The 22,824-nt window shown below is 61.2% G+C and carries 20 protein-coding genes and 3 pseudogenes; 5 read left to right on the forward strand and 18 right to left on the reverse strand.

The annotated features are described in order from the left end of the window. Window positions 1–11 precede the first annotated feature (11 nt). The 3 genes from ACZ5KU_RS14870 to ACZ5KU_RS14880 all read right to left on the reverse strand — a co-directional run bounded on the left by ACZ5KU_RS14870 (window position 12) and on the right by ACZ5KU_RS14880 (window position 1,620). Window positions 12–701, reverse strand: a complete 690-nt coding sequence (locus ACZ5KU_RS14870; RefSeq protein WP_464737371.1) for a hypothetical protein — start codon at window positions 699–701, stop codon at window positions 12–14. Between the two features lie 186 nt (window positions 702–887). Beyond that, window positions 888–1,265, reverse strand: a complete 378-nt coding sequence (locus ACZ5KU_RS14875; protein ID WP_464737372.1) for a c-type cytochrome — start codon at window positions 1,263–1,265, stop codon at window positions 888–890. Between the two features lie 70 nt (window positions 1,266–1,335). Further along, window positions 1,336–1,620, reverse strand: coding sequence for a hypothetical protein (locus ACZ5KU_RS14880; protein WP_416768969.1), 285 nt, complete (start codon window positions 1,618–1,620; stop codon window positions 1,336–1,338). A gap of 294 nt (window positions 1,621–1,914) precedes the next feature. On the opposite strand from ACZ5KU_RS14880, the gene ACZ5KU_RS14885 reads away from it, so the two are divergent. After that, complete coding sequence (locus ACZ5KU_RS14885) at window positions 1,915–2,694, forward strand: hypothetical protein (RefSeq protein WP_416768970.1); 780 nt, start codon at window positions 1,915–1,917, stop codon at window positions 2,692–2,694. On the opposite strand, the gene ACZ5KU_RS14890 is transcribed toward ACZ5KU_RS14885, so the two are convergent. From ACZ5KU_RS14890 to ACZ5KU_RS14930, 9 genes and pseudogenes are all read right to left on the reverse strand, one after another. Then, window positions 2,691–3,977 (reverse strand): cytochrome P450, encoded by a 1,287-nt coding sequence (locus ACZ5KU_RS14890; RefSeq protein WP_416768971.1) that lies wholly within the window; start codon window positions 3,975–3,977, stop codon window positions 2,691–2,693. The genes ACZ5KU_RS14885 and ACZ5KU_RS14890 overlap by 4 nt on opposite strands. A gap of 213 nt (window positions 3,978–4,190) precedes the next feature. After that, on the reverse strand, window positions 4,191–4,988 hold the full coding sequence (locus ACZ5KU_RS14895) for a hypothetical protein (protein WP_054061418.1): 798 nt from the start codon (window positions 4,986–4,988) through the stop codon (window positions 4,191–4,193). After that, window positions 4,985–5,446 carry a hypothetical protein gene (locus ACZ5KU_RS14900; protein WP_464737411.1) on the reverse strand — a complete coding sequence of 154 codons (462 nt, stop codon included), beginning with the start codon at window positions 5,444–5,446 and terminating at the stop codon, window positions 4,985–4,987. Before ACZ5KU_RS14900 ends, ACZ5KU_RS14895 begins: the two co-directional genes overlap by 4 nt. Then, on the reverse strand, window positions 5,338–6,216 hold the full coding sequence (locus tag ACZ5KU_RS14905) for an MFS transporter (RefSeq protein WP_464737373.1): 879 nt from the start codon (window positions 6,214–6,216) through the stop codon (window positions 5,338–5,340). Before ACZ5KU_RS14905 ends, ACZ5KU_RS14900 begins: the two co-directional genes overlap by 109 nt. Next, window positions 6,216–7,022: a hypothetical protein gene (locus ACZ5KU_RS14910; protein ID WP_054060858.1), complete on the reverse strand. Its 807-nt coding sequence runs from the start codon at window positions 7,020–7,022 to the stop codon at window positions 6,216–6,218. The genes ACZ5KU_RS14905 and ACZ5KU_RS14910 overlap by 1 nt, the downstream gene beginning before the upstream one ends. 12 nt (window positions 7,023–7,034) lie before the next feature. After that, window positions 7,035–8,474 carry a radical SAM protein gene (locus ACZ5KU_RS14915; protein WP_464737374.1) on the reverse strand — a complete coding sequence of 480 codons (1,440 nt, stop codon included), beginning with the start codon at window positions 8,472–8,474 and terminating at the stop codon, window positions 7,035–7,037. After that, complete coding sequence (locus tag ACZ5KU_RS14920; RefSeq protein WP_464737375.1) at window positions 8,407–11,127, reverse strand: glycosyltransferase; 2,721 nt, start codon at window positions 11,125–11,127, stop codon at window positions 8,407–8,409. The genes ACZ5KU_RS14915 and ACZ5KU_RS14920 overlap by 68 nt, the downstream gene beginning before the upstream one ends. Window positions 11,128–11,677: 550 nt before the next feature. Further along, window positions 11,678–12,782 (reverse strand): annotated as a pseudogene (locus ACZ5KU_RS14925) (DmpA family aminopeptidase). A 12-nt stretch (window positions 12,783–12,794) separates the two neighbouring features. After that, window positions 12,795–14,149, reverse strand: a pseudogene (locus tag ACZ5KU_RS14930) (APC family permease). A gap of 194 nt (window positions 14,150–14,343) precedes the next feature. Between ACZ5KU_RS14930 and ACZ5KU_RS14935 the strand changes: the two are divergent. Continuing rightward, window positions 14,344–15,123 (forward strand): helix-turn-helix transcriptional regulator, encoded by a 780-nt coding sequence (locus ACZ5KU_RS14935; RefSeq protein ID WP_054060853.1) that lies wholly within the window; start codon window positions 14,344–14,346, stop codon window positions 15,121–15,123. A 437-nt stretch (window positions 15,124–15,560) separates the two neighbouring features. Here ACZ5KU_RS14935 and ACZ5KU_RS14940 read toward each other — a convergent pair whose 3' ends face one another. The 4 genes from ACZ5KU_RS14940 to ACZ5KU_RS14955 form a co-directional block, all read right to left on the reverse strand. Continuing rightward, window positions 15,561–16,124: a hypothetical protein gene (locus ACZ5KU_RS14940; RefSeq protein WP_273822861.1), complete on the reverse strand. Its 564-nt coding sequence runs from the start codon at window positions 16,122–16,124 to the stop codon at window positions 15,561–15,563. 165 nt (window positions 16,125–16,289) lie between these two features. Continuing rightward, complete coding sequence (locus ACZ5KU_RS14945; protein WP_081009937.1) at window positions 16,290–16,466, reverse strand: metallothionein; 177 nt, start codon at window positions 16,464–16,466, stop codon at window positions 16,290–16,292. Beyond that, window positions 16,463–16,927 carry a hypothetical protein gene (locus tag ACZ5KU_RS14950; protein WP_054060851.1) on the reverse strand — a complete coding sequence of 155 codons (465 nt, stop codon included), beginning with the start codon at window positions 16,925–16,927 and terminating at the stop codon, window positions 16,463–16,465. The genes ACZ5KU_RS14945 and ACZ5KU_RS14950 overlap by 4 nt, the downstream gene beginning before the upstream one ends. Before the next feature lie 53 nt (window positions 16,928–16,980). After that, window positions 16,981–17,118: a PSPA7_2676 family Cys-rich small protein gene (locus ACZ5KU_RS14955; protein ID WP_192842800.1), complete on the reverse strand. Its 138-nt coding sequence runs from the start codon at window positions 17,116–17,118 to the stop codon at window positions 16,981–16,983. 188 nt (window positions 17,119–17,306) lie between these two features. Here ACZ5KU_RS14955 and ACZ5KU_RS14960 point away from each other — a divergent pair, with 188 nt between their 5' ends. After that, window positions 17,307–17,807 carry a DUF4142 domain-containing protein gene (locus ACZ5KU_RS14960; RefSeq protein WP_054060850.1) on the forward strand — a complete coding sequence of 167 codons (501 nt, stop codon included), beginning with the start codon at window positions 17,307–17,309 and terminating at the stop codon, window positions 17,805–17,807. A 206-nt stretch (window positions 17,808–18,013) separates the two neighbouring features. Here the strand turns inward: ACZ5KU_RS14960 and ACZ5KU_RS14965 are convergent. Next, window positions 18,014–18,154, reverse strand: a pseudogene (locus ACZ5KU_RS14965) (DUF6021 family protein); the annotation flags it as partial. 264 nt (window positions 18,155–18,418) lie between these two features. Continuing rightward, window positions 18,419–18,931: an acyloxyacyl hydrolase gene (locus tag ACZ5KU_RS14970; protein ID WP_054061031.1), complete on the reverse strand. Its 513-nt coding sequence runs from the start codon at window positions 18,929–18,931 to the stop codon at window positions 18,419–18,421. Window positions 18,932–19,258: 327 nt separating this feature from the next. Between ACZ5KU_RS14970 and ACZ5KU_RS14975 the strand changes: the two genes are divergently transcribed. Together ACZ5KU_RS14975 and ligD are read left to right on the forward strand one after the other, a co-directional pair. Beyond that, on the forward strand, window positions 19,259–20,176 hold the full coding sequence (locus ACZ5KU_RS14975) for a DUF72 domain-containing protein (protein ID WP_416768977.1): 918 nt from the start codon (window positions 19,259–19,261) through the stop codon (window positions 20,174–20,176). A 94-nt stretch (window positions 20,177–20,270) separates the two neighbouring features. Then, a complete protein-coding gene (gene ligD, locus ACZ5KU_RS14980; RefSeq protein ID WP_416768978.1) occupies window positions 20,271–22,748 on the forward strand; it encodes a DNA ligase D in 2,478 nt (825 codons plus the stop codon). Window positions 22,749–22,824 lie beyond the last annotated feature (76 nt).

The raw sequence follows: 22,824 nt of genomic DNA on the forward strand, positions 1-22,824 counted from the left end.
GGCGCTTGCTTTTATGAGTGAGAGTCGGTGGCGCGGCGATTAGATCGGCGCTGCAAAGCTTTTGAGTGCACGAATGATCTCTGTGGCTTGAGTGATTTCCTCGATGACTTCATGGGGCTCAGAGACGATCGGCTTAGTTGACTCTGGTAGAGCGAGATAAAGGTATTGAGATTGGTTTTTTGTATATCAATCGATGACTTCACGGCTGAGATCACCAGGATTTTCTGGATCTTTTCACGAATGTCGCTGGCATTTACAGAAGTTGCCCAGATCCTGAGGTCCAACTTGACGATGGAGGGGCCGTCAGTCAGGACGAAGTATCTGTCCTTTCCTGCCGTGAGTTCTTCGTCGTGGGCGAGAAAGGTCCTGATAATGTCCGCTATCTGGCTGCCAATGACATTGCGCATCCTGGCAGAACCGCCTGCGACGATTTTTTCCAGGGGCCCCATGACCGCACCGAGCACCTGGCGATCGGTCACGGCAGGGTTGTAGGCATGCACCTCTGAATAGGTATCGATGATGTTCGAAATGGGCACTATCTGATTGTCGCTGCCCAGGGAGGTATTCAAGCGGTTCGTGAGCTCCAGCTCGGCGACTGTGGCGCGTGCCTTGCCAAGATCGAAGAGCGTTTTCACATGCTCGCGCACATTTTCAAGCTCCTCATCGTTGAACAGCTTCAAAGCTTCCTTGAGTTGCCCCATGTGTACGTCCTCGCCGGTTCAGGTTTTGAGTGGTTTTAACACAGCCGGAATCAACCGAGAAGCGGGCGGTTAAATGAATGGAATTGGATAACTCAACTAAATCTCCATTTAGTTGAGTTATTTCATGAGTTGCCCGTGAAGGTCGTATCCCAGCAGTGTGAGGGGATGAATGTCAGTCAAGCGGGATTATCGACTTCCTGAAATAGCACCCACCATGTATTGGTTCAAATCGCGAAAATCCTTAACGCTCCAGGCGTGCGAAGGCAGCTTTACACCGTTCTCCTGCAAGGTTCTTGGAATCAAATCCCCATTGGGGCGAAGTATTACCGATGAAACAATAACGCCCGGGTAATCATTCAACCGCTTTTTGAAGGCTGACGTCGTCAGATCAGGCGTGGGAGGATTGCTTTTTTTAGCCAGCGGGCCTGTTCCCTTGATATCGGCACCATGGCACATGGCGCATCGTTGTAAATAGAGGTTCTTCCCATTTATGTTATCCGCCAGGGATGGCGATGCCTGAATGAGCGATAGAGTGTCGAGTAAGGCCATGAGTGGTGCTTTCATTCCACGAAGCATGCTGATCCCTTGTTTATGCTGAGGCTGGATACGTCATTGGGGCCTTTGTCTGGCCGAGTCAAAGGCCTTTCATGCATTTCCTGACGTCATCGTCGATCACATTGCCAGGCTTGATGCAGTCCTTGAGCGACTTTTTATCTGGCAGACCGTCGAACGCGGCGCGTGCCTGAGCGCGACATTGCTTGTTCATTACGTTGGCGAACTCCGAGCGTTGACCTTTGTAGACTCCGCAAAGCACTGCGTCCGAGACTTTCTGAACCTGAGCAGTGAACGGTTGCGTGATGGGTTGGGCTGATCCTGTGCTACAGACAAACAGCATGGCTGCGGTGATGATCCATTTCATGAAGCGTCCTTGGATGATGTGGCGATGCAATGAGCGAAACGTCCGGGAACGAGACGTTAGCGCAAGGTCTTGATTTGCGTAAGGTCCGGCTCATGAATTCTGTGGAGAAGCGGACTGAACGAGTCATATGATACTACGCATAATGTATATTATGTTAAATTGTGTATGTGCGTAATGGCGTTCACACTGCCCCTCGTCGAATCTGTTTGCCGGAACGTAAAATGTCGCCCGCTCCAATTCAGCTCGGACGCCCTGCGCTTTCAGCTTGATCAGCCACCACACGAAAGGATTCCAATGAGCGCTGAAGAAAAGATCGACACGACTACGCCTGCCGTCATCGCCAAATCCACCAGTCAATTCCCTTGGGTACTCGCGTTGCCTTTTCTTGGCTTCGTCGGTTATGCCGCGCCGTACGTCACTGGATTGATCTACTGGCAGGACTATTTGCGTGGCCTGCATATTCCCTCTGGGCTATTCGAGGTCGAAGCTCGCGATTATTTCGTTTACGCCTACGTGGCCCTGGTCGAGTCGCTTGGCAACTGGACCGGCATTGTGCGCAACCCGGTGGTCTGGCTAATCATCGCCGGCACTATCCTGGGGCTTTCCACTGAATGGGTGCTTATCAAGAAATTCGAAACCAGTATTCGGATAAAGAGCACTGTTGAAAAATACACTCGCAATCGATACGTCGCGCTCACCAGTGGACTCGTGGTGCTTTCCGCAGTTATCACGACTTTGTTGATGCTGATTCCGCTCATTCTGCTGCCGGTATTGCTTCTCCCTGGAGTCATTGGCGAATATGGCGCCAAACAGACACTGAAGCGCGATCGCGAGATCTTTGCCAAGGGTTGCGATTTCTCCGAGCAGGCAAAAAAGCGCTGTTACGTGGTCAGGGACGGCGAGAAGATCATTGCCTCGGGCTTTCTGGTGGCCACCTCCGGCTCCAAGCTGGCCATCTATAAGGATGGCCGCCCAAAGATCCTTCCGCTAAAGGAATACAGTGTCGAAATTCTGGTTAAAGAGGACGAAAAACCGGTTACGCAGTCATACACTGAAGTCCAGCCACTCGACTAACCCTCGGCTATCCGCACGAACCGAACCCGAGCCCGCTGCGGCCGCAGGGAAAACCACCCCCGTGGCGCCAGCTCGCCGTCGTACACGATGTCCCAATGCTCCACCCAGTAGGCCAGCGCTGCCGCCAGATCGATCATCGCCATCGCGGTTCCCGGGCAGGAACGGTCCCCCAGGCCGAACGGGAAATAGGCGCCGCGCGGCCACGTTGCCGAGTCCAGGAAACGTTCCGGGCGGAATTCCAGGGGCGTCTCGAACCAGCGTGGGTCGCGATGGGTGATCCAACTGGAGACCATGACCACGTCGCCCCGCTTGAGCGAATGCCCGGACACTTCGATGTCTGCCGTCACCTGCCGTGGCGCCAGGCCGTAGGCTGGTGGGTACAGGCGCAGGCATTCCTGCAGCACCGCCCGCAGCAAGGGACAGTTGCGCAGGTCACTGACCGAGCGGATGGCTGGCCAGTCGATGGGGGCCAGTTCGGCCCGCAGTCGCTTGCACAGGTCCGGACGTTGCGCCAATAGCAACAGGCACCAGGTCAAGGTGACGCCAGTGGACTGGTGCGATGCCATCAGTAGCGTGCAGAGTTCATCGCGCAATTCGACCAGGGGCCTGGGCGACTGCTGCGCAACCTCGTCGACCACCGCCCGCAATTGCCCCAGCGCCCAGCGTTTGCGCGGGCAGAGTTTGCTCGGGAACCAGTGCCCCAGGGGCAGACCGGTGGACATTTCCAGCAACGCCACCCGCGACAGCAGGCGCACCGCCTTGGCGATCCGGTAGGCCGAAGGCTCCAGGTCCACCTCGAACAGCGCGTGACCGCTGAGGGTGGCGCTGAACGCGGCCATTTCCAGGTCGAGATCGTACTCGCGCCCCTCCTCTATCCGCTCTGCCCACTGTGCGGCCAGGTGGCGCACCTCACTGGCCGCTGGCGCAGTAATGTGTGGACGTACCGCCTTGCGCTGTGCCTGGGCCGGCTCGCCTTCGCGCATCATGAAGCTGCGCCCGTTCCATTGCTTGAGCATGCACAGGGCTGGCGCCCAGCGGCGCAGGTCGTCGCGATGCTCGACCATCAGCTCGTGCACGGCTTGCGGATGGAACAGACACCAGACACGCTGCGGGCCCATGCGCATGACGGCGACGTCCGGCTGCATCGCGTGCATTTTCTGCAGCCAGGCCAATGGGTCGCGCTGGATCTCCAGCCAATGGCGCAAGCCGGCGCGGTTATCACCGACCCAGGGCAGATGGGCCAGCCGACGACGGATCGGGCAATTGGGGTTGGCTTCGAGCATGGTTCCGTCTCGCTTTCCTTCGCTGGGGCCTTGCAACAGCGCGGATTCTAGACTTTTCGAGCCTGAACACCAACACGACGTTACTGATCGTTCCCACGTGCCGCGTGGGAAACGCAGTCCGTGACGCCCTGCGTCACAAGAGCGGACGACAAGCGTCCTGGGAGGCATTCCTACGCGTAGCGTAGGAGCGGCCGTCTCAGAAGTCCGCTGATGTCAGTCGCCATTCCCGGCAATGGTGATGTAGTCGGTATACACCTGCGGCGCACCGGAGAAGGACGCCAGTTGCCGCCATTCCTCGTACATGCGCTCGCTCTCCTGGTGCTCGCGGACAAAGGTCAATGCCTTTTCCGTCGACACGTCCAGTTCCGGGTGGAAGGCATTCAGCGAGGCCAGGCTCTCGATCTCCAGCATCACCGCGTACTGGTCCAGGCGGTTACCGCCCTGCCCCTTGAGCATGTGGAACTTCCAGCCCGGGTAGTCTTCGATGCGCTGGATATTGCCGGTGATGAAGTCGTCGAAGGTCTGCGCCGACACGCCGGAGCGCAACGCCAGGTTATGGATGCCCACCACCCGTGCCACCGGTTTCTCGCCGGCCACGGCGCGGTAGTTGGGGCCTTCGGCCAGGGAACTGTGGTTGTTCTGCGCCAGCAGCGAATAGGTGGAAAAAAGGGTCGGCAGTTCGGCGAAGGTCGCGAAGGTTTTCCATTCGGCGATCAGTTCCAGCGCCTCGCCATGCTGCTGCCAGAACTCGCGGGCATGGGCGGTCTGGTCGCCGTTGTGGTCGATGTAGTGGGCATATTCTTCGGCGCTGGGCGCTTCGAACAGCATCAGGTACTGGTTCTGTCGCTCGCCGCGCAGGCCCTTGAGCAACGTCCAGCGCCAACCGGGATACGCCGGGATGGCGACGCCACGCTGGCGCACGAAATCCTCGAAATGCTCGGCAGTGACGCCCTTTTTCAGGTTGAGACCAATGTAGTGCAGGCTGAATACCGCTGCGGATTCCTGATTCATGATGACTCCATGGAGGGGTAACGTCGGGACGAAACAAACCGGTGTCTAGCGCACAGCCTTCGGCCCCGGCCAGTGATGCGCCAGGCGCTGGCGCAGACCAGCAGCAGGATCACCACCCCGGCGCCAAAGGCGCTGGTCAGGCTGGCATGCCGGGCGACCAGGCCGATCAGCGCCGGGCCGCTGAGCAGGCCGCTGTAGCCGACCAGGGTCACGGCCGACAGGGCCATGCCCGATGGCACGCGCGGATGGTTGCCGGCGGTGCTGAACAGGATCGGCACGATGTTGGAAAGGCCGATGCCCGCCAGGACGAAGCCGCCCAGCGCCACCCCCGGCCGATCGATCGAGACGATCAGCAACAGGCCGATGGCGGCGCAGCCGGCACCGGCCGCCAGCAGGCGCCGGTGCCCCACGGCATTGACCAGGCGGTCACCGCCCAGCCGGCATAGCGCCACGGCCAGGGCGTAGAGGGTGTAGCCGAAGCCGGCGTGGCTCTTGTCCATGCCCGCTCGCTGTGCAGCAGCACTGCCGACCAGTCGAGCATCGCCCCTTCGATCATGAAGATGAAAAAGCACAGCAGCGCGATGACCAGCAGGCTCGGCTGGACCAGCGCCCGCAGCAGGCCAGCGGTTTCACCAGGCTCCCGGGGCTGTCGGCCGAGCAGATGGGCGCAGGCCTGCATCACCAGCAACGCGATCAGCAGCACCACCAGCAGGATCGCCTGCAGAGGCGCCAGCCCCGCCCACAACAGCAGACTGACGCCACCCGCCCCGGCCACGCTGCCGATGCTGTAGAAACCATGGAAACCGGACATCTTCGCCTGCCCGCTGTCGCGTTCGACAATCACCGCCTGGGCGTTCATCGACACATCGAGCAGGCCGTTGACCGCGCCAAACAGCAGCAAGGCCGCGGCGAGCGCCAGTGTTGCGCTGGCATGCATCATGAACGGCAGCACCAGACACAACAGTGTGGCGCAGGCCAGGATCACGGCCCGGCAGCCGAACCGGGCGATCAGCCACCCGGTAAAGGGCATCGCCAGCATGGAACCGGCGGCGATGCAGAACAGCAGCAGGCCCAGGGTGTCGTCGCCGATGGCCAGCCGGCCCTTGACGAAGGGAATCAGCGGTGCCCAGGCGGCCATGCCCAGCCCGGCGACAAGGAAAATCCGCCGAGTAGCCTGCTGCTGGCGCAGATTGCCCGCCAGTCGTGAGTCGAGCACTTGAGTCGTCATCAGCTCAGACTCTGCGCGACCGACAGGTAGTCGGTGTAGATCTGCGGCGAGCCGGAGAACGACGCCAGTTGCTTCCACTCCTCGTACATCTGTTTGGTGTCGCGATGGGCCCGGGCGAATTTCGCCGCCTCGTCGGTGGCGATATCCGGCTCCGGGTAGAACACATCCAGCGCCTGGAGGCTGGCGATCTCCATCATCACCACGTACTGGTCCAGGCGATTGCCGCGCTCGCCCTTGAGCAGGTGGAACTTCCAGTCCGGGTAGTCCTCGATGCGATGGTGGTTCTCGGCAATGAAGGTCTCGAAGGTCTGCGCCTGGACATCCGCACGCAACGCCAGGTTGTGGAGGCCGATCACCCGGGCGATGGGCGCCTGCCCTGCCCGCTCCTGGTAGCGCGGGCCCGGCGCGACCGTGCTCTTGCGGTTTTCGGCCAGCAGGCGGTAGTCGGTATAGAGCGTCGGCAGTTCGGCGTAGGTGCCGTAGCGTCGCCATTCGCCGAGGATATCCAGGGCCTGCGGCCGCTCACGCCAGAACTGGCGGGCCCGTTCGGTCTTGTTGCCATCGGCCGTGATATACAGGTCACGCTGTTGGGCACTGGCGATCTCGAACAGCATCAGGTACTGCCCTGCCCGCTCGCCCCGCAGCCCGCGCAGCAGGGTCCAGCTCCAGCCCGGGTAACAGGGAAGGTGCACGCCTTTCTCGCGCACGAAGGTTTCGAACTGCTCCGGCGTCACCCCGGCCTCGGTATCGATGGCGATGTAGTGGAGGCTGAAGACCGCTGTGGAGGGGGTGTTGTGCTGTTGCATCGACGCGCTCCTTCAGGCCCGGGGCTCAGTGAACTGGGTATTGATGATGGCTTCCACCAGGGTCACGCCATTGGGCGTCAGCCGCACCCGGTCGCCCTCGACGCTGACCAGCGCCTTGTCCACCAGGGTCTTGAGGGTTGCGCTGATGATCGGGTTGTCGTGGTAGCTGCGTCCGTCGAAGCGCTGGCGGAACACCTGGTCGTCCACCGGCACCAGGGTGGAAAGGGCCATCTTGAAGGCGTTCACCTCCCGCTGCAGCGGCGACACGCCACGGCTTTCGTCGATGGGCAGGCGGCCTTCGTCCAGCGCCTGCTTGTATTTGGCATAGCCGGTGATATTGATCGCTTCGGCGCGGGTGCATTTGGAACTGCCGCCCAGGCCGATCGCCACCTCGGGGTACTGGGTCTCGAGGTCGGTGATCAGGCCCTTCCACTTTTCCGGCTGCAGGTCGTTCTGGTGGAAGTACATGGTCGGGTGCTCGCGATAGCTGGGCGCCAGGTACTGCTCCACCAGCTCGCGCATCTGGTACTGCTTGCCCAGGCCCGGGAAGGTCATGTCGTTCATGCTGATCAGGCCCTTGCGCTGCCAGTGGCTCTGCTTCTCGCCGGAGACCCCGGTGCGGGTCTTCATGAACTCCTCCATGTGCAGCTTGCTGATGACCACATGGGACAGTTCCAGCTCCAGGGCCTTCTGCATGTCGTACTTCACATCATCGACGCTCTGGCCGAGCATGCCGTAGATCAGGTCGACACTGACCCACTCCAGGCCGATGGCGCGGGCGTGGTGGATGGTGTCCACGCACTCCTCGGCCGAGTGCATGCGCCCGCAGGCGGCAATGATGCGGTCGTCGAAGGACTGCGCGCCGAAGCTGATCTTGGTGAAACCCAGTTCCTTGAGCAGCGACAGGTATTCCCTGTTCAGCGTGCCCGGCTCGCCCTCGAAGCGCAGGGTCGCGGCCGAGAAGTTGAAGTGGCTCCGGTAGAACGCCATCAACCGGCGCAGCTCCGACTCCGGCAGCAGCGAGGGCGTCCCCCCGAAGATATTGAACTCGCCGACCTCGGCCCGGGCCAGGCTCGGCACCTTCTGCAGCCACAGGCCGGCTTCCCGGATGTTGTAGTCCACCACGTCGCGGAACACCACCTGGGACGAGGCCGCCTTGGGGTTGAGGATCACCGTCGGGTACTGGCAGAAATGGCAGCGGTAGCGACAGGTGGGAATGTAGGCCCACAGGTGGATCTGCCTGGCCTGGCGGATTTCCCGGTCCATGTCCGCGAAGAACGACGGCAACGGATAGCCGGGCATATCGCCGGGGAACACGTGGCAGCCGAACGGGTCGTTGAACACGTACTCAAGGAAGGCGCTGTTGTCCGGGTGCGCGAGGAACTCATGGACCCGCGGTACCGGGTAGTTCGGGTCGATATCGTGCAGTGAGTACAGGGCTTCGCCGTTCATCAGAACACCCCCCGTTGGCAAAGTAGTTATGGGCTTCGCCGGACTCGCGGTCCTCGGCGAAGTAGTAGACGAAACGCTGGAAATCCTCGGGCTTGACCTTGTCGAAACAGGCCGGCAATGGCGGTGGGTAGCCGATGTCCTCGCCCACGGCGCGGCGCAGGGCGCTGAAGATTTCCTCGCGGAACTCGAAGTACAGGCGATAGGACGGGGTCTTGTAGGCGTGGATCGGCTTGAAGTCGATCACCCGCGACTGCTGCTTGATCTCGTGGATGCGCTGGTACAGGCGGTCCGCCACCGGCTCGCCGAAGAACGCCCGCACCGCCGGATTCTCCAACAGAATGTGCGGGTTGAGCAGCGCCGGCAGCACGATGTTCTTCGGCACATAGTCCTTGATCGAGTACTCCCAGGCCTGCCGCGACTCGGCAGGCGTGGTGTCGCGCAGTGTCGGAGCCTGCTCTTCAACCTCCGGACGCACGTCCTTCATGATGATGATGCCGTCCTGGCCGTAGGCATTACCGGTGATCACCTCGTCGAGAATGGTGTCCACCCGTCGGCTGTTGATCTCGATCCGTGATTCGTGGGCGTAGACCGGCTTGCCGCCCCAGGCGATCACCCGGATGCCGAAGTCCCAGTCATCGGAGAGGTGTTCGACGAAACGGCCGTTTTCCAGCTGGTAGAAGATCTCGATGCCGCCGACCCGGTCGTAGAGCCGGCGTTCGACGGCGAACCCCTTGCCGTCCGGGAAGCCACCGAACAGCGAGAAGGACATCTCGCGGCAACGCAGGGTCTTCTGGATCTCGTTGTACAGGTTCGGCCGCTGGCGGAAATGCGCTTCGTTGTAGTAGTAGTTGCAGGTGCCCAGGTCACCGTTTTCGGTGATCATCCTGGCAATCAGCGCGTGCAGCCAGTACGGGTCGACGGTGCAGTCGGCGTCGGCGGAGGCAATGTAGTGCCGGTTGTCGACGCCCAGGCGGATATCCCGCTCTTTCGAGCGCAACGAGGCATAGTCCATGCCGCGCTTGCGGGCAGAGGAAACCCCCTGGGTAAGCTCCTGGATCACATGGATATCCAGGGAAGGATGGCGCTCGCTGAAACGCCTGATCTTGGCCACTGAATCGTCGGTCGAATTGTTATCGACGATGATCAGTTCATAACTGGCATGGGTAATCAGATTGTCCCGGGTTTTCTGGTGGAACAGTGAGTCGAGTACGACATCGATTCGGTCGCTTTCGTTATAAAGCGGCAGTACCACCGAAACAAAAACAGTATCACGCATAGTTCCTCCGCAAGGGCTCAGGTCAAGCATGTCCACGATATTGTTGGAGAGCACCCGCCGACCAATGGCAAAGTTGCGCTGGGCTATCTGCTCCATCAGCGCCTTGTCGTTCAGCAGTTGGTAGACCTGCTCGACGAAGTTGTCGTCGGGCAGTCCGTCATGTTCTTGCGAAATCGCCATGATCGGCGCCTCGAAGCCATGTCGACCATAGACTTCCTGGTAATACTCATAGTTGCTGGCGATATAGCAGCGCTGGCTGCTGATGGCCTCCCCCACGGGGTTGCCATAACTGTCGTAACCCCAGGACGTCAGGAATGAAACCAGGTCGCAGGAGTGGTAAAGATCCTCGACCGTGATTGTCCGCTCATCCGACGGCATATAGTCGTGGGACAGTGCGCCGATGAACTTGATATAGGCCTCGACCTCAAGTTCCCGGGCCAACTGGTTCAATTCGGCGAAATAAGCCGGATGCTCGCCGGGGTCGCCCGCCAGTGCCAGGTACACCCGGCGCCGGCTGCCGTCCCGGGCGAAGCGCTGGTTCAAGCGCTGTACCAGATGGATATCGCGATCCTGGCGCTTTTGCGGAATGATCCGCGTGGTGCGGGCGATCAGCAGGTCGCTGTCACGGATATCCAGGCGCTCCTTGATAGAGTGGTAGCGGCCCTGGCCACTGAAGTCATAGGTGTTCCTGCGGACCTGCACCTGTACCCGGTGATCGCACCAGTGTTCGAGCTTGTCCTTCAGGTCGTTGTTGAGGGTGACATAGGTGATATGGGGCGAACTGACCGGCTTGACCGCATGGGGATAGGGCTCCGGCCCGTATTTCATCACGGACTTTTCGCTGCTCCACATCAGGTCGTGGTCGCGCCAGATGACAAAATTGCCCAGCCCATGCTGCCGGCCGTAGCGCTCGATGGCCAGGTACAGCGCCTGGGTGTAGATAATGTTTTCCGGCAGCGTGGCGTTTTCCACGATGACATGCCGGATATCGAGCTGCTCCCACAACTGGATGATCCGCAGGGACAAGGCCTGGGCCGACTCGCCAATGGCCTTGAGCAGGTGTTGCTGCTCCTGCGCGGATACCTGGGCCTTCTGGGCAATGAGGATGTTGTGGGAGTACTCGATGAAGTCCACGTTGTAATAAGGCACGGTGTCGATATCCTCGATCCGCACCAGGTTGAAGATATCCCGATAGATATCCTTTTCATGATCGTAGGGTTTGTTGAAGTTGCCCTTGTCGACCTTTATTTCATAACCCAGGTCGAGGTACGAAGTTATCCCCTTGTGCAGGAGATGTTTCGCCAGTTTCGAGGCTTCGACGGTGATGCCGGAAACCGCAACAGCATCGAAGGATATGAATATCGCTCCAGCAGGCATAGCAATACCTCTCGAACCAATAGAAATGTATTGGTCTTCATGGAATAAAATGACCAGCTTTTAATAATGCATAGCGATACGAAATGACGTGTTGTCATCCCGATATTGTCGATTCGGTGATAGGTGCCCGTTCAGATAGCCTTTTGCAGGCGCACTTCTCCCTTGGCCATTAATCAGCCATCCATGTGACCAGCAAGTTGCAGGCTGCGCGGATTGTTCAGGGTGGCGACGGGAAATGCAGGGGTGGACGGACGGTTTTCCAGCGATGGTGGCTCATGCTCTTTACCCTTCCCTTTTCAGGATCTTGTTTTGAAAATTTGATGGGTGGCGCTGAGTAACATTTAGTAAAGAACATACTCGTCTGTACGAGTCAAAGCAACCGTCCTACAGACATTTTTTCAGACTGTCCCTTTTATCGAGGGCAACTAAGATGAGATGAAAGTTAGTATTAAATTGCCATTGTTTTGCTGCTATCCTGCAACAGGCCCGGCTGCGCAGCACGCGCAGCCGGGCCCGATCATTCGATTGTGTTGTTGCCTGCAGAGCGGCTTTATACCACTGCGGCTCGCCAGCCCAGGGTCTGCAGGGCCTCGATCAAGCGTGCGCCCTGCAAGGCTGGCACCTCCCGCCCATCCCCGGCCCGCATCGGCCGCCCGGCCAGTAGCGCGTTGATAATCGCCTCCTCGACCGCCTCGGCCGCCGCCGCGAACAGCGGCGAGATATGGTCGTTATTGACCATGGCGACCTGGGCCGTCCGAGGCAGATCACGACGATTGTAATCGGCCGGCGCCAGCCCGTGTTACCGGTGGAGAAAGCCAGGAAGATATCGCCACTGGAATCATCCGTGCCCCCGCCTGTGCGGGCGATGCCCACCGAGGCGCGTTGTGCCAGGCGTTGGCATTGATGCGGCAGCAAAGGGGCATCGGTAGCCAACACCACCACGATCGAGCCCATGCCCGGGTATCCTGTTCGGTAAACGGTGAGGGCAAATCCAGCAGTACCCGGCCTACGGGGTAGCCGTCGACCCGCAGCTCGCGACGCTGGCCGTGGTTGGCCTGGACAAAGGCGCCGACGGTCCAGCCACCCTGCTCCGCCGGCAAGGCCCGAGAAGCGCTGCCGATCCCGCCCTTGAACTCATGGCAGATCATGCCGGTGCCGCCACCTACGGCGCCCTCAATCACCGGCCCGCCGCTGGCCGCCGCCAGCGCCTGTTCAACCAGCCCGGCATTCACATGCTGACCCCAGATGTCGTTCAGCACGCCGTCGTAGGTCTCCATCACCACCGGCATGCACCAGTAGGTCGACGGGTCCGCCAGGGTCGCGTGCTCATGGGCGATCAGCGCATCACGCACCACACCGACGCTGTGGGTGTTGGTGGTGGCAATGGGCGTGGTCAGCAGCCCCGCTTCGCGAATCCACTCCAGGCCCGTGGCATCGCCATTGCCGTTGAGCACATGGCAGCCGGCGAAGCAGGGCTCGTAGCGCGCGGCGCCGGCACGGGGCTCGATGAGGCTGACACCGGTGCGCACGGGCTTGCCCTCATGGACCTTGTCCAGCGTGGCATGGCCGACCCGCACCCCCGGCACGTCAGTGATTGCGTTGTGGGGGCCCGGCTTTCCAAGGCCCAGGGTGATACCAAAGTCGCGTGCTCGCATCGTTTCTCTCGCTTAAAGTTTCTGGAAAGCCGGGCTCAGCTTGCCGTAGGTGCCGTATAGCACCACGGAGCCGAGCAGGATGCCCAGAATGATGAAGATATCCCGGGTGGAGGCACCAGCCAGCAAGGTCACCAGCAGATACCCCGCGCCCATCACGGCCACCAGGGCCGGCAGCGGCCACAGCGGCATCCGGTACGGGTGCTCACGGTCACGGCGCAGCACCCGGCTGAACAACGCGCACAGGCCGACCACCAGATAGACGCAGAGGATCAGCAGCACGGTGAAGGACGTGAGTTCCGACAGGTTGGAGCTGAAGGTCAACGCCGCCGAAGGCACGGCCAGGAACAGCGTAGCCAGCCAGGGCGAGTCCCACTTGGGATGGATGCGGGTGAAGGCCCCGTTCAGGGACGGCATCCACAACTCGTCGCGCCCGCTGCTGTAGATCACCCGGCCGATCTGGATCACCAGGGCGATGATGGCGTTGAACACCGACAGGAAAATCCCCGCACTGACCAGTCGGGACAGTGTTTCGTTGCCGTGGGCCGTCAGCAGGTAGCCAATCGGATCGGGGCTGGCCAGCATGGCTTCCAGCGACGGTGCGCCCATCAGCAGCGCAATCAGCGGAATCAACTCGATAGCCACCACCAGCACCAGCGACCACAGGACGGCCTTGGCGATGCCCTGCCCGCCGCACTTCATGTCTTCGGCGAGCAACACGGCGCCGCCATAGCCATTGAAGGAGAACAGCGCCGTGCCGACGGCACCGATCACCAGCGCCCAGGGCGCCGCGTGCAACACACCATTGTCGAGCATGAGCGGGTTGAGCAGGTTGCCGACCGGCTGCCGGGCATGGCCGAAGCCCAACACCACGATGACCATCAGCGCCGCCACCTCAAGCAACAGGCAACTGCCGGTGACCCAGGCATTGAGCTTGATGTTGAGGATACCGAGCAGATAGCTCAGGGCCACGATCACCAGGGCGACGGTCTGCCCGTCGAACTGCGTACCCAGTGCCGCGTTGAGGTAGGTCGCCGCGCCAGTCGCCAGCACCGGCGGAATGAACAGCAGCATCGCCAGCACGGTCAGGAACGTGGCGTAGCCGGCCATGCCGCCAAACACGCGCTTGGCGAACACGTACTCGCCGCCCGCGGCACTGTGGGCCCGGCCCAGCTCCGCATAGCAAAGGGCGAACATCAGCGCCAGCACGCCCCCAGGATGAACGCCCAGATCACCCCGGTGCCGGCCTGGGCGATCGCAAACGGCGCAATGACAAACACCGAACTGGCGGGCGTCACCGAAGAGACGGTGATGGCGACCACATCGGGCACGCTCAGTGTGGGTTTGAGTTCAGGGGAAGGAGCGGTCATAGGTTCATCCTCGCGTTGTTCTAGGTGTTGGGAGGCAGAACTGGAATTCGACAAGTTGCGGGCTCGACGGCTCGCTTGATAGGCCTGGAATCTAGGCAGATGCGCCCGGCCGGGCAATTCCCCCTATGGGGTACCCCCGTTGACAGGCGCGCTAAATCGGGCGCCAATGCCCTACCCGTTTCAAGGACTCAGCCGTGGACATTCTCTTCAAGGAAGTCGCCAGCCATACCGCGCTGGCGCGCGCGATCGAACAGATCGGCAGCCCGCGCTTCTGGCGACAGCTGATCCTGGTACTGCGCCATTGGGTGCCATTCGACAACGCCCTGGCGATTCACTTCCCCGCCCAGGGCGCGCCCCATGTGCTCGAGGAATACGATGCGGCGCCGGCACCGGCGGCGGGTGAGCTGTATCTCGATGGGTTGTACCTGCTGGACCCGTTCTACCAGGCCGCTCGCGAAGGTTTGGCCAGTGGTTTCTATCACCTCGAGGAAGTCGCGCCTGACCACTTCTGGCAAACGGACTACTACCTGAACTACTTCCAGGACCATGTGCTGGTGGATGAAGTGCAGTTCCTGTTGCAACTGCCGGACGGAGTGCTGTCGCTGTCGCTCGGCATGCGCCGGGCGTTTGATTCGGCGGAGTTGGGGAAGTTGAGCCTGGTCAGTGGCTGGGTGCTGGCCCTGCTCCATCAGAATTGGACGCGTATCGGCATCTCCGTGCCGGTACAGCCGCCGGTGGGCGATGCGTTGGCGAAGTTTGGTCAGGGGGTGTTGTCCGAGCGGGAACTGGAAATCGCCCGGCTGATTCTGCGCGGGTATTCGTCGAAGGCCATGGCCCAGCGGCTGGGAATTTCACCGGAGACCATCAAGGCGCATCGGCGGCATTTGTACGCGAAGCTGGATATTTCCTCGCAGCCGGAGCTGTTTTCGGTTTTTATTCGGGAGTTGGGGTTTGAGGAGTTGCAGAATCCGTGAGGTCGGAGCCGGAAATTCGGCAAGGAGTACAAATGTACTCCTGTCGAGCTCTTGATCAAACAGCGAATGAGCCTGCAGTTGTTTCTGCATACAGCTGGGCGATGACGTCCGTGCTCAAGGCATGTCGTTGAGAATCTCTTCCCACTGACGGATTGTCCAAGAGTACCCGCCCGCAACTGGATGGTTTCGAACGGGACCTGTTGTTGGGGGTGGTTCATTCCATCATCTTGTCTCGCACGGTCGTGGATGCATTGCTCGAAGGCTCCTGCGCTCCAACGGGTGCCTGAGGACCGCAATCGGTAGCCGTAGCCAATGCGGCTACCGATCAGTACCGAAGCACGCTGCGTGTGATCATCGCAACCGCTTGCGCCGCAGACATCAAGGCGGTGTCGACGCTGAACGCCATGCCTTCTGAATAGCATGAAACCCGACCGACCTCACTTGAAACGCCGATAGGATTGAAACGCAAACCCCTTCTCGATGAAGTCCAGGGCATACCAGGTAGTGATCGGGCCATGATTGGTCTTCAGCTCAAAGGCATGGACAAGGCGATTGATCCTGCCGGGGAATCTCACCAGGATGACGCGGCTCTCCTTTACCAGCAGTTGCTGATAACGGTCTGCAAACAGGCGCGGTGTCTTCTCGTTTTCATCGCACGTTGGCCACCATTGGGCGAATTCGATGCGCTTGCGCCGTAGCCCGTCCAAACGGCGTGGCCACCACCAGACCGACGGCGGAATTTCGTAGACGGCCAGGCTTTGGATCAAGGCGGCGATCGCACCGGGATTGAAGAACACCAGCTTGACCAGGACGGAATCGTCCAGTTGCTCGGCGCTGATGACGTGCAGGTCGTTGGTGCTGCTCCAGTGGCTGGAGCGGGTCAGGCGATAGGTCGCCAGTTGAGTCCTTCGATTACTGATGCTCAGGCAAAGCGCCGCCACGGCTATCACGGCATTCAGGTAGGTGATGAAGGTGGCGGTGTCGGAAATCTGCAGCCCCATGTGCGTCCTGTTCCCTGGTTGCGCGACGAGAAGCCTATTGGGGATGGAAAGGGTTGGCGGGTCAAGAACCGTCTCCCGCAACAGCAGGCTGTGGGAAGACCAAAGGGACACTCAGCCTGGCGGGGAACTGCCATTACAGCCACGAGCCAGGCCCGGCCACGGAACTCAAGGTGAAGTCGAATGACTTGCCTCGCCACATTTGCACTCACCCTTGCAGCAAGGCTGGTGCTGGGGGTGGCCCGATGCACAGGCTTGGCAGCAATAGGCCTTGCCATCGCGTATGACGGCGTTGGCCCCTACGGTGCAGGAACAATGATTGCAGGCACAGCGCTGTGGGTTCATTTGGAGGTTCTCCCGTTGTTGGAGGGGACGACGTCATCGGTCCACGGCTCGCCGTCGAGCGGTGCCGAGCGCGCCAGTTCGGCCTCGTCCAGGCCAATGCCGCCGCCGATCTCAGCGGCCCTGACCCGGCGCAGGCTCTGGTCCGCCGGAGTGCCGCCGGTACCCGGTTCGTCCGGGCCGCGGGCGCCGGTTTCGTCGAACAGCGTCTCGGGGCTGAGGTCATCGAGGGTGACGTTGTCTTCATGGGGGCTGTCGCTCAGCGCCTCGCCGCCGGTCATGCCGCTCTCGGCCACGCGCCTGGCCGGATACTCCTCTTCCACTTCCCGCGCCGGGCGTTCGTCGCCGATGCGGCCCTGGCGTTCGTCGCGGCGTTCGCTGAAGTCCAGTTCATGGACGCTGCCCATGCGGTCTTCGGTGGTGTCGATATCGAGTGGAGGCTTTTGGGTGTTTGGCTTAGGCATGAGGGTTCTCCGTTTGGATGGCCGCCTGCGGCGGTTCGCCGGCAAGCCGGGTTCTACAGGTGGATGGGTTGGTCGGCATGGCGGTGGCGCACGGCCCCGCAGCGCTCGCAGCATTCGCATTTGTGCCCGGCGACGTCACTGATCAGCAGGCTGCGCCACTGGCATCCATACAACAGGCAGACGAGTTTCATCTGGCACCTCCCTGGCCCTGGAAAGAAGGCCCTTACAAAGACTGACCTGTCGCTGCCGTGAAGGTTTTATTTAATTGCGTCCCGTGTCATTGGTCGCCCGCGCCCGCAAAAAAACTAAACCTTTTTCCCAGGCCCCGGGTCGCACCTAACGCGACACTGAAGTCGCACCAACGAGCAAGGAGTGAAAGATGAGCAATCCATTCTTCAAATACGCGGGCCTGGCGCTGGCACTGGGCATGGCATCGCTGCAGGTGCAGGCCGCGACCTCCAACGATTTCGTCGATGCCGCCACCGAATCGGGCATCTCCGAAGTGGTGCTCGGCAAGCTGGCCCAGGAGAAGAGCCACAGCGCCGACATCAAGCAGTTCGCCGCAAAGATGGTCAGCGATCACACCCAGGCCAACCAGAAACTCTCCGAGATCGCCCACAAGCTGGACATCGAGGTGCCCGACGAGGCGGCGCTGACCGACAAGGTCAAGAAGATGATCCTGGAATGGCGTGACGAATCCTTCGACAAGTCCTATGTCGAGAACCAGCTCAAGGCTCACGAAAAAGCCGTGGAGCTGTTCAAGAAGGAAGCGGCTTCCTCGGACAAGGCCGAGCTGAAGGCGTTCGCCAGCGAGACCCTGCCGACGCTCGAGCATCACCTGGAGCAGGTCAAGGCGTTGCATGCCAGCCATGGCAAGTGACGGACATCCGTAGTTGATGAGCCGGGTCCAGGGGCTCCCGGATGGCCCCCGCCCCGGTCTTATCTAGGCTATGTACGAAATCGCTTGAAACTTGGTTATGCGGCGTTAAAAACCGGCTCGGAATGCTCATTGACAACCAGTCAACTGCGCTTCCTCGCCGGTTTTTGCCTTGCCTAACCTGCGTTTCAAACAATTTCGTACACAGCCTAGTGCTGGCGCTCGTCCCTGGGCGGTTTTGCCGGCCCTTGGGGATCCACTTGCGGGTCCTCCAGGTCTGGGGAGTCCGGATCGAAGCCGAGGTCGTTCTTCACACTCGCCTGTTCGGATGAATGCGGGCCCTGGTCCCGGGCTGTTTTCTGTGCGGTGGAGTCGTGCCCGGTTCCGGACGAGCCGTCGGGCCGGTGAGCATCGTTATCCCGCTCTTGCTCACCCTGGGTTTTCGCCTGTGCTTGCGTGTCTTTTTCCATGTCGCCTCCTAGCCTTTGCGGTATGCGGGCGCCCGCTTGACAGTCGCCGATAGCTTACCGCCCACGTTGAACACGAAGGGGTAGACCGCTGCCGTCGCCGGGGTGTTCAGAATCATTTGCCCGAATTCGCTCTCGCCAGGCCCGTCAGATATCGTGGCTATAGAACAACGAGTACGACTCTATGCCCTGGTTTGGCTTCTTGATACTCGCGTTGGAATAATGAATGACGCGAACACCCAGGCGCTGATTGTTCGTCAACTTGATACCGGCGCCCAGTCGGTCTTCAAAGTTGAAGGCACTTCCCAGTTTCTTGTCGCCGACTCTCGAGCCCGAGAAAGTGGAGACACCTACACCGATCTCCACAAAGGGTACTACGCCCGAGTTGCCGAACTCGTAGACGAATACCGGGGCGAAAGAAAGAGTGTGACGCGTTCCCGCCTGATCTCCGGCCCCCCAATAGGTGTAGCCCATATCCCAATAGCCGGTCAGATGCCCTGTGGAAGTATTGAACCACTGCTGATCCCAGCCAAAGCCCAGGCCCGCGCGAAGGGCCGGGGCTCCCTGGCCTGTAGCGCCGATGGCCGCGGAAATTTCCGCCGCCTGTGCCCCGGTTCCGAAACAGCCTGCAAACAAGGCGGGGATCAGTAACTTTCTCACAGCAATTCCTTAATATCATCAGTGGCTCTATTCAACTTCCTACATCTTGCCCGGTATTTGGCAAGATACCTGAAGGCAGCAATCATCGCCGTCATGGGTAATAACTAACGACGGCGCGAAGTTTAAAGTGTGTATCCACTGCGATGATATAAGGCGAAGAAGGCCGAAGCTGTCAGATCGAGGCCGATGGGAATCCCGATTCACCACTCGACGACAGTAGGTAGAACAGCCATCAATCACCCAGGCCGTTTGTCCATCGCCCTGAACCCTCCAGGATTCCCAAGGGTCGCTATGAGTATGTATTGACTCGAATGAATGGATGCACTCATGAGCGAAATCCGCATTGGTATTTCCGGTTGGCGCTACAGCCCGTGGCGCAAGGATTTCTATCCGAAGGGGCTGCGCCAGGATGATGAGTTGGCCTTCGCTTCGCGGGCGGTCAACACCATCGAGATCAATGGTTCGTTCTATGCCCTGCAGACGCCTGAACGCTATGTGCAGTGGCGCGACAGCACGCCGGATGGCTTTGTGTTTTCGGTCAAGGCGCCGCGCTATATCACCCATGTGCGCAGGCTTCGCGAGATCGACGAGCCGCTGGCCAATTTCTTCGCTTCAGGCCCGCTGATGCTGGGGGACAAGCTGGGGCCGTTTCTCTGGCAGTTTCCGCCGTCGATGACGTTCGATGAGCAGCGCTTCAGCGATTTTCTGGAAAAACTGCCCAAGGACCGCCAGGCCGCCCGGGCTTGCGCCGGGCATGCCGCCGAGCGCCTGCAGGGCAACGGCGGCACCACCAATCGCGGCAACGCGCGCTTGCGCCATGCCGTGGAAATCCGGCATCCGAGTTTTCTCTGCGAGACGTTCGTCGACCTGTTGCGCAAGCACGAGGTGGCGCTGGTGGTCTCCGACAGTGCCGGTAAATGGCCGTATGTCGAGGATGTCACCGCCGATTTCGTCTACCTGCGCCTGCACGGCGACGTCGAACTCTACAGCAGCGGCTACACCGCCAAGGCGCTGCACCGTTGGCGCTCGCGGATCCAGGCCTGGAGCGAGGGTGGCCAGCCGCGGGATGCCGAGCTGATCGTTCAGCGGGCACCGGCCCGGCGGGCTTCGCGTGACGTGTACTGCTACTTCGACAACGACCAGAAGGTGCACGCTCCGTACGACGCCCGCCGCCTGCTGGCCGATCTCGGCCTGGACGACGAACTGGTCACCGAGCCCGGCGTGGAGCCGCAAGTGCAGCTATAGACAGGCTCGGCGGCAGCCACGAGCTTTTTTGAACTCCCGGATTGGCCCTCGCATCCCAACCAGAGAGACCTCGTGAATCGTTACGGAGCCCGTCATGGCCAAGCCTCTTGAGGAATATCAGCGCAAACGCGACTTCAATGCCACGCCCGAGCCCGCCGGCAAGCGTCGGCGCCCCGATACGGCGCACGCGCTGCAGTACTGCATTCAGAAGCATGACGCCAGCCATCTGCATTATGACTTTCGCCTCGAGCTGGACGGCACCCTGAAAAGCTGGGCGATACCCAAGGGCCCCTCGCTCGACCCCAAGGTTCGTCGCCTGGCGGTTCATGTCGAAGACCACCCGCTGGACTATGCGGATTTCGAGGGCAACATCCCCGAGGGGCATTACGGCGCCGGTGACGTGATCGTCTGGGACCGCGGCATCTGGGAGCCCGAGGGCGATCCTCGGGAAGCCTATGCCAAGGGCAAGCTGCGTTTTCGCCTGCAAGGCGAGAAGCTGTCGGGCACCTGGAACCTGTTCCGCACTCACCTGGCGGGCAAGAAGGAGCAATGGATGCTGGTCAAGTCCCACGACGGCCAGGCCCGCAGCGAAGCGGATTACAGCATCGTCGCCGCTCTCCCCGACAGCGTGCTCAGCGATCGAACCCTGGTGCCACGCCAGGCGGCCTCGCCTGCTCGCCAACATGAAGCCAAACCGAAGCCGCGGCCCCAGGCGGCCAGCCTGCCGGCGGCGCTGCAACCGCAGCTTGCCACCCTGGTCGACTCGCCACCCAGCGGGGACTGGCGCTACGAGGTCAAGTTCGACGGCTACCGCATCCTGGCCCGTATCGACGGGGATGACGTTCGCCTGTTCACCCGCAACGGCCACGACTGGAGCGCGAAAATGCCGCGCCAGGTCAAGGCGCTCAAGGCACTGGGCCTGGATTCGGCGTGGCTCGATGGCGAGATGGTCGTCCTGGACCGTCACGGCGTTGCCGATTTCCAGGCGTTGCAGAATGCTTTCGACACCGAGCGTGACGAGCGCATCACCTACTACCTGTTCGATCTGCCCTTCCTCGGCGGCAAGGACCTGCGCCCGCTACCGATACAGGATCGGCGCGGTACCCTGGCGCAATTGCTCGAACACAACGGCTCCGAACGACTGAAGTTTTCCGCCGATTTCGATCAGCCGATCGAGGCGCTGCTCGACAGCGCCTGTCGCCTGGAACTGGAAGGCCTGATTGGCAAACGCGCCGACAGTCCTTACCGGGGCCGTCGCAGCAGTGACTGGATCAAGCTCAAGTGTAAGCGGCGCCAGGAGTTCGTGGTCGTGGGTTATACCGAGCCCAAGGGCCGCCGCACCTCCTTCGGGGCCCTGCTGCTGGCCCTGCACGACCCCGACAGTGGCGAACTGCGCTACGCCGGCAAGGTAGGTACCGGTTTCAGCGCCGTGACGCTGGCGAGCATTCATGGGCGTCTCAAGCCGCTGGAAACCGGCAAGCCGGCGCTGGCCAATCCACCGACCGGCGCCGAAGCCTGCGATGTGCACTGGCTCAAGCCGCAGTTGCTGGCGGAAGTTGCCTATGCGCAGATGACCCGGGACGGCGTGGTGCGTCATTCGGTCTTTCACGGCCTGCGCGATGACAAACCGGCCAGCGGCGTCGACCGGGAACTGGCCCAGCCCGGCAAAAAGGCTGTGCAGGCGCCGCCCGCAGAAACGGGCAGCCTGCGTCTGACCCACCCCGACCGGGTGATCGACGCGACCACCGGCACCACCAAGCGGCAGATCGCCGAATACTACGCCCAGGTCGCCGGCTGGCTGCTGCCACAGCTCAAGGATCGGCCGGTGGCGCTGGTGCGCGCACCGGATGGCCTGGGCGGCGAGATGTTCTTCCAGAAACATGCCGGGCAGTTGCACCTTCCCGGCGTGGTCAGCTATGGCAAGGAACAGGCCGGACAGGCGGCGATGGTGTTCGATCGCGCCGACAGTCTGCTGGCTGCGGTGCAGATGAACATGCTCGAACTGCACACCTGGAACGCTACCGACAAGGACTTCGACCAGCCGGACCGCTTCGTCCTCGACCTCGACCCCGACCCGGCGCTGCCGTGGAAGGCCATGCTCGAAGCCACTCGGTTGACCCTGACACTGCTCGACGAGCTGGGCCTGAAGGTGTTTCTCAAGACCAGTGGCGGCAAGGGCATGCACCTGGTGGTGCCGTTGACCCGGCGAGCGGGATGGGATGAGGTGAAAGACTTCTGCCACGCCATCGTCGAGCACCTGGCAGGGCTGTTTCCGGATCGGCTCAGTGCCGTGTCAGGGCCGAAGAACCGGATCGGGCGGATCTTCATCGACTATCTGCGCAACGGCAGAGGGGCGACCACCGTCGCCGCCTATTCGCTGCGCGCCCGCGAAGGATTGCCGGTGTCGGTGCCGATCTGGCGTGAGGAGCTGACGCAGCTCAAGGGGGCCAACCAGTGGAACATCGGCAACCTGCATGAGCGCCTGGCCGAGGTGGATGACCCGTGGGCGGAGATGGCCAAGGTGCGCCAGTCGATCACTGTGCGTATGCGCCGGCAACTGGGGATCGGCTGAGGGGCTGCCGGCCGGCTCGCGGCAACAGGCGCGTTCGCGGATAAAGCGGGGGGCCGCATTTATTCGCGAACAGGTC

Source organism: Pseudomonas sp. Tof1 (assembly GCF_055390395.1).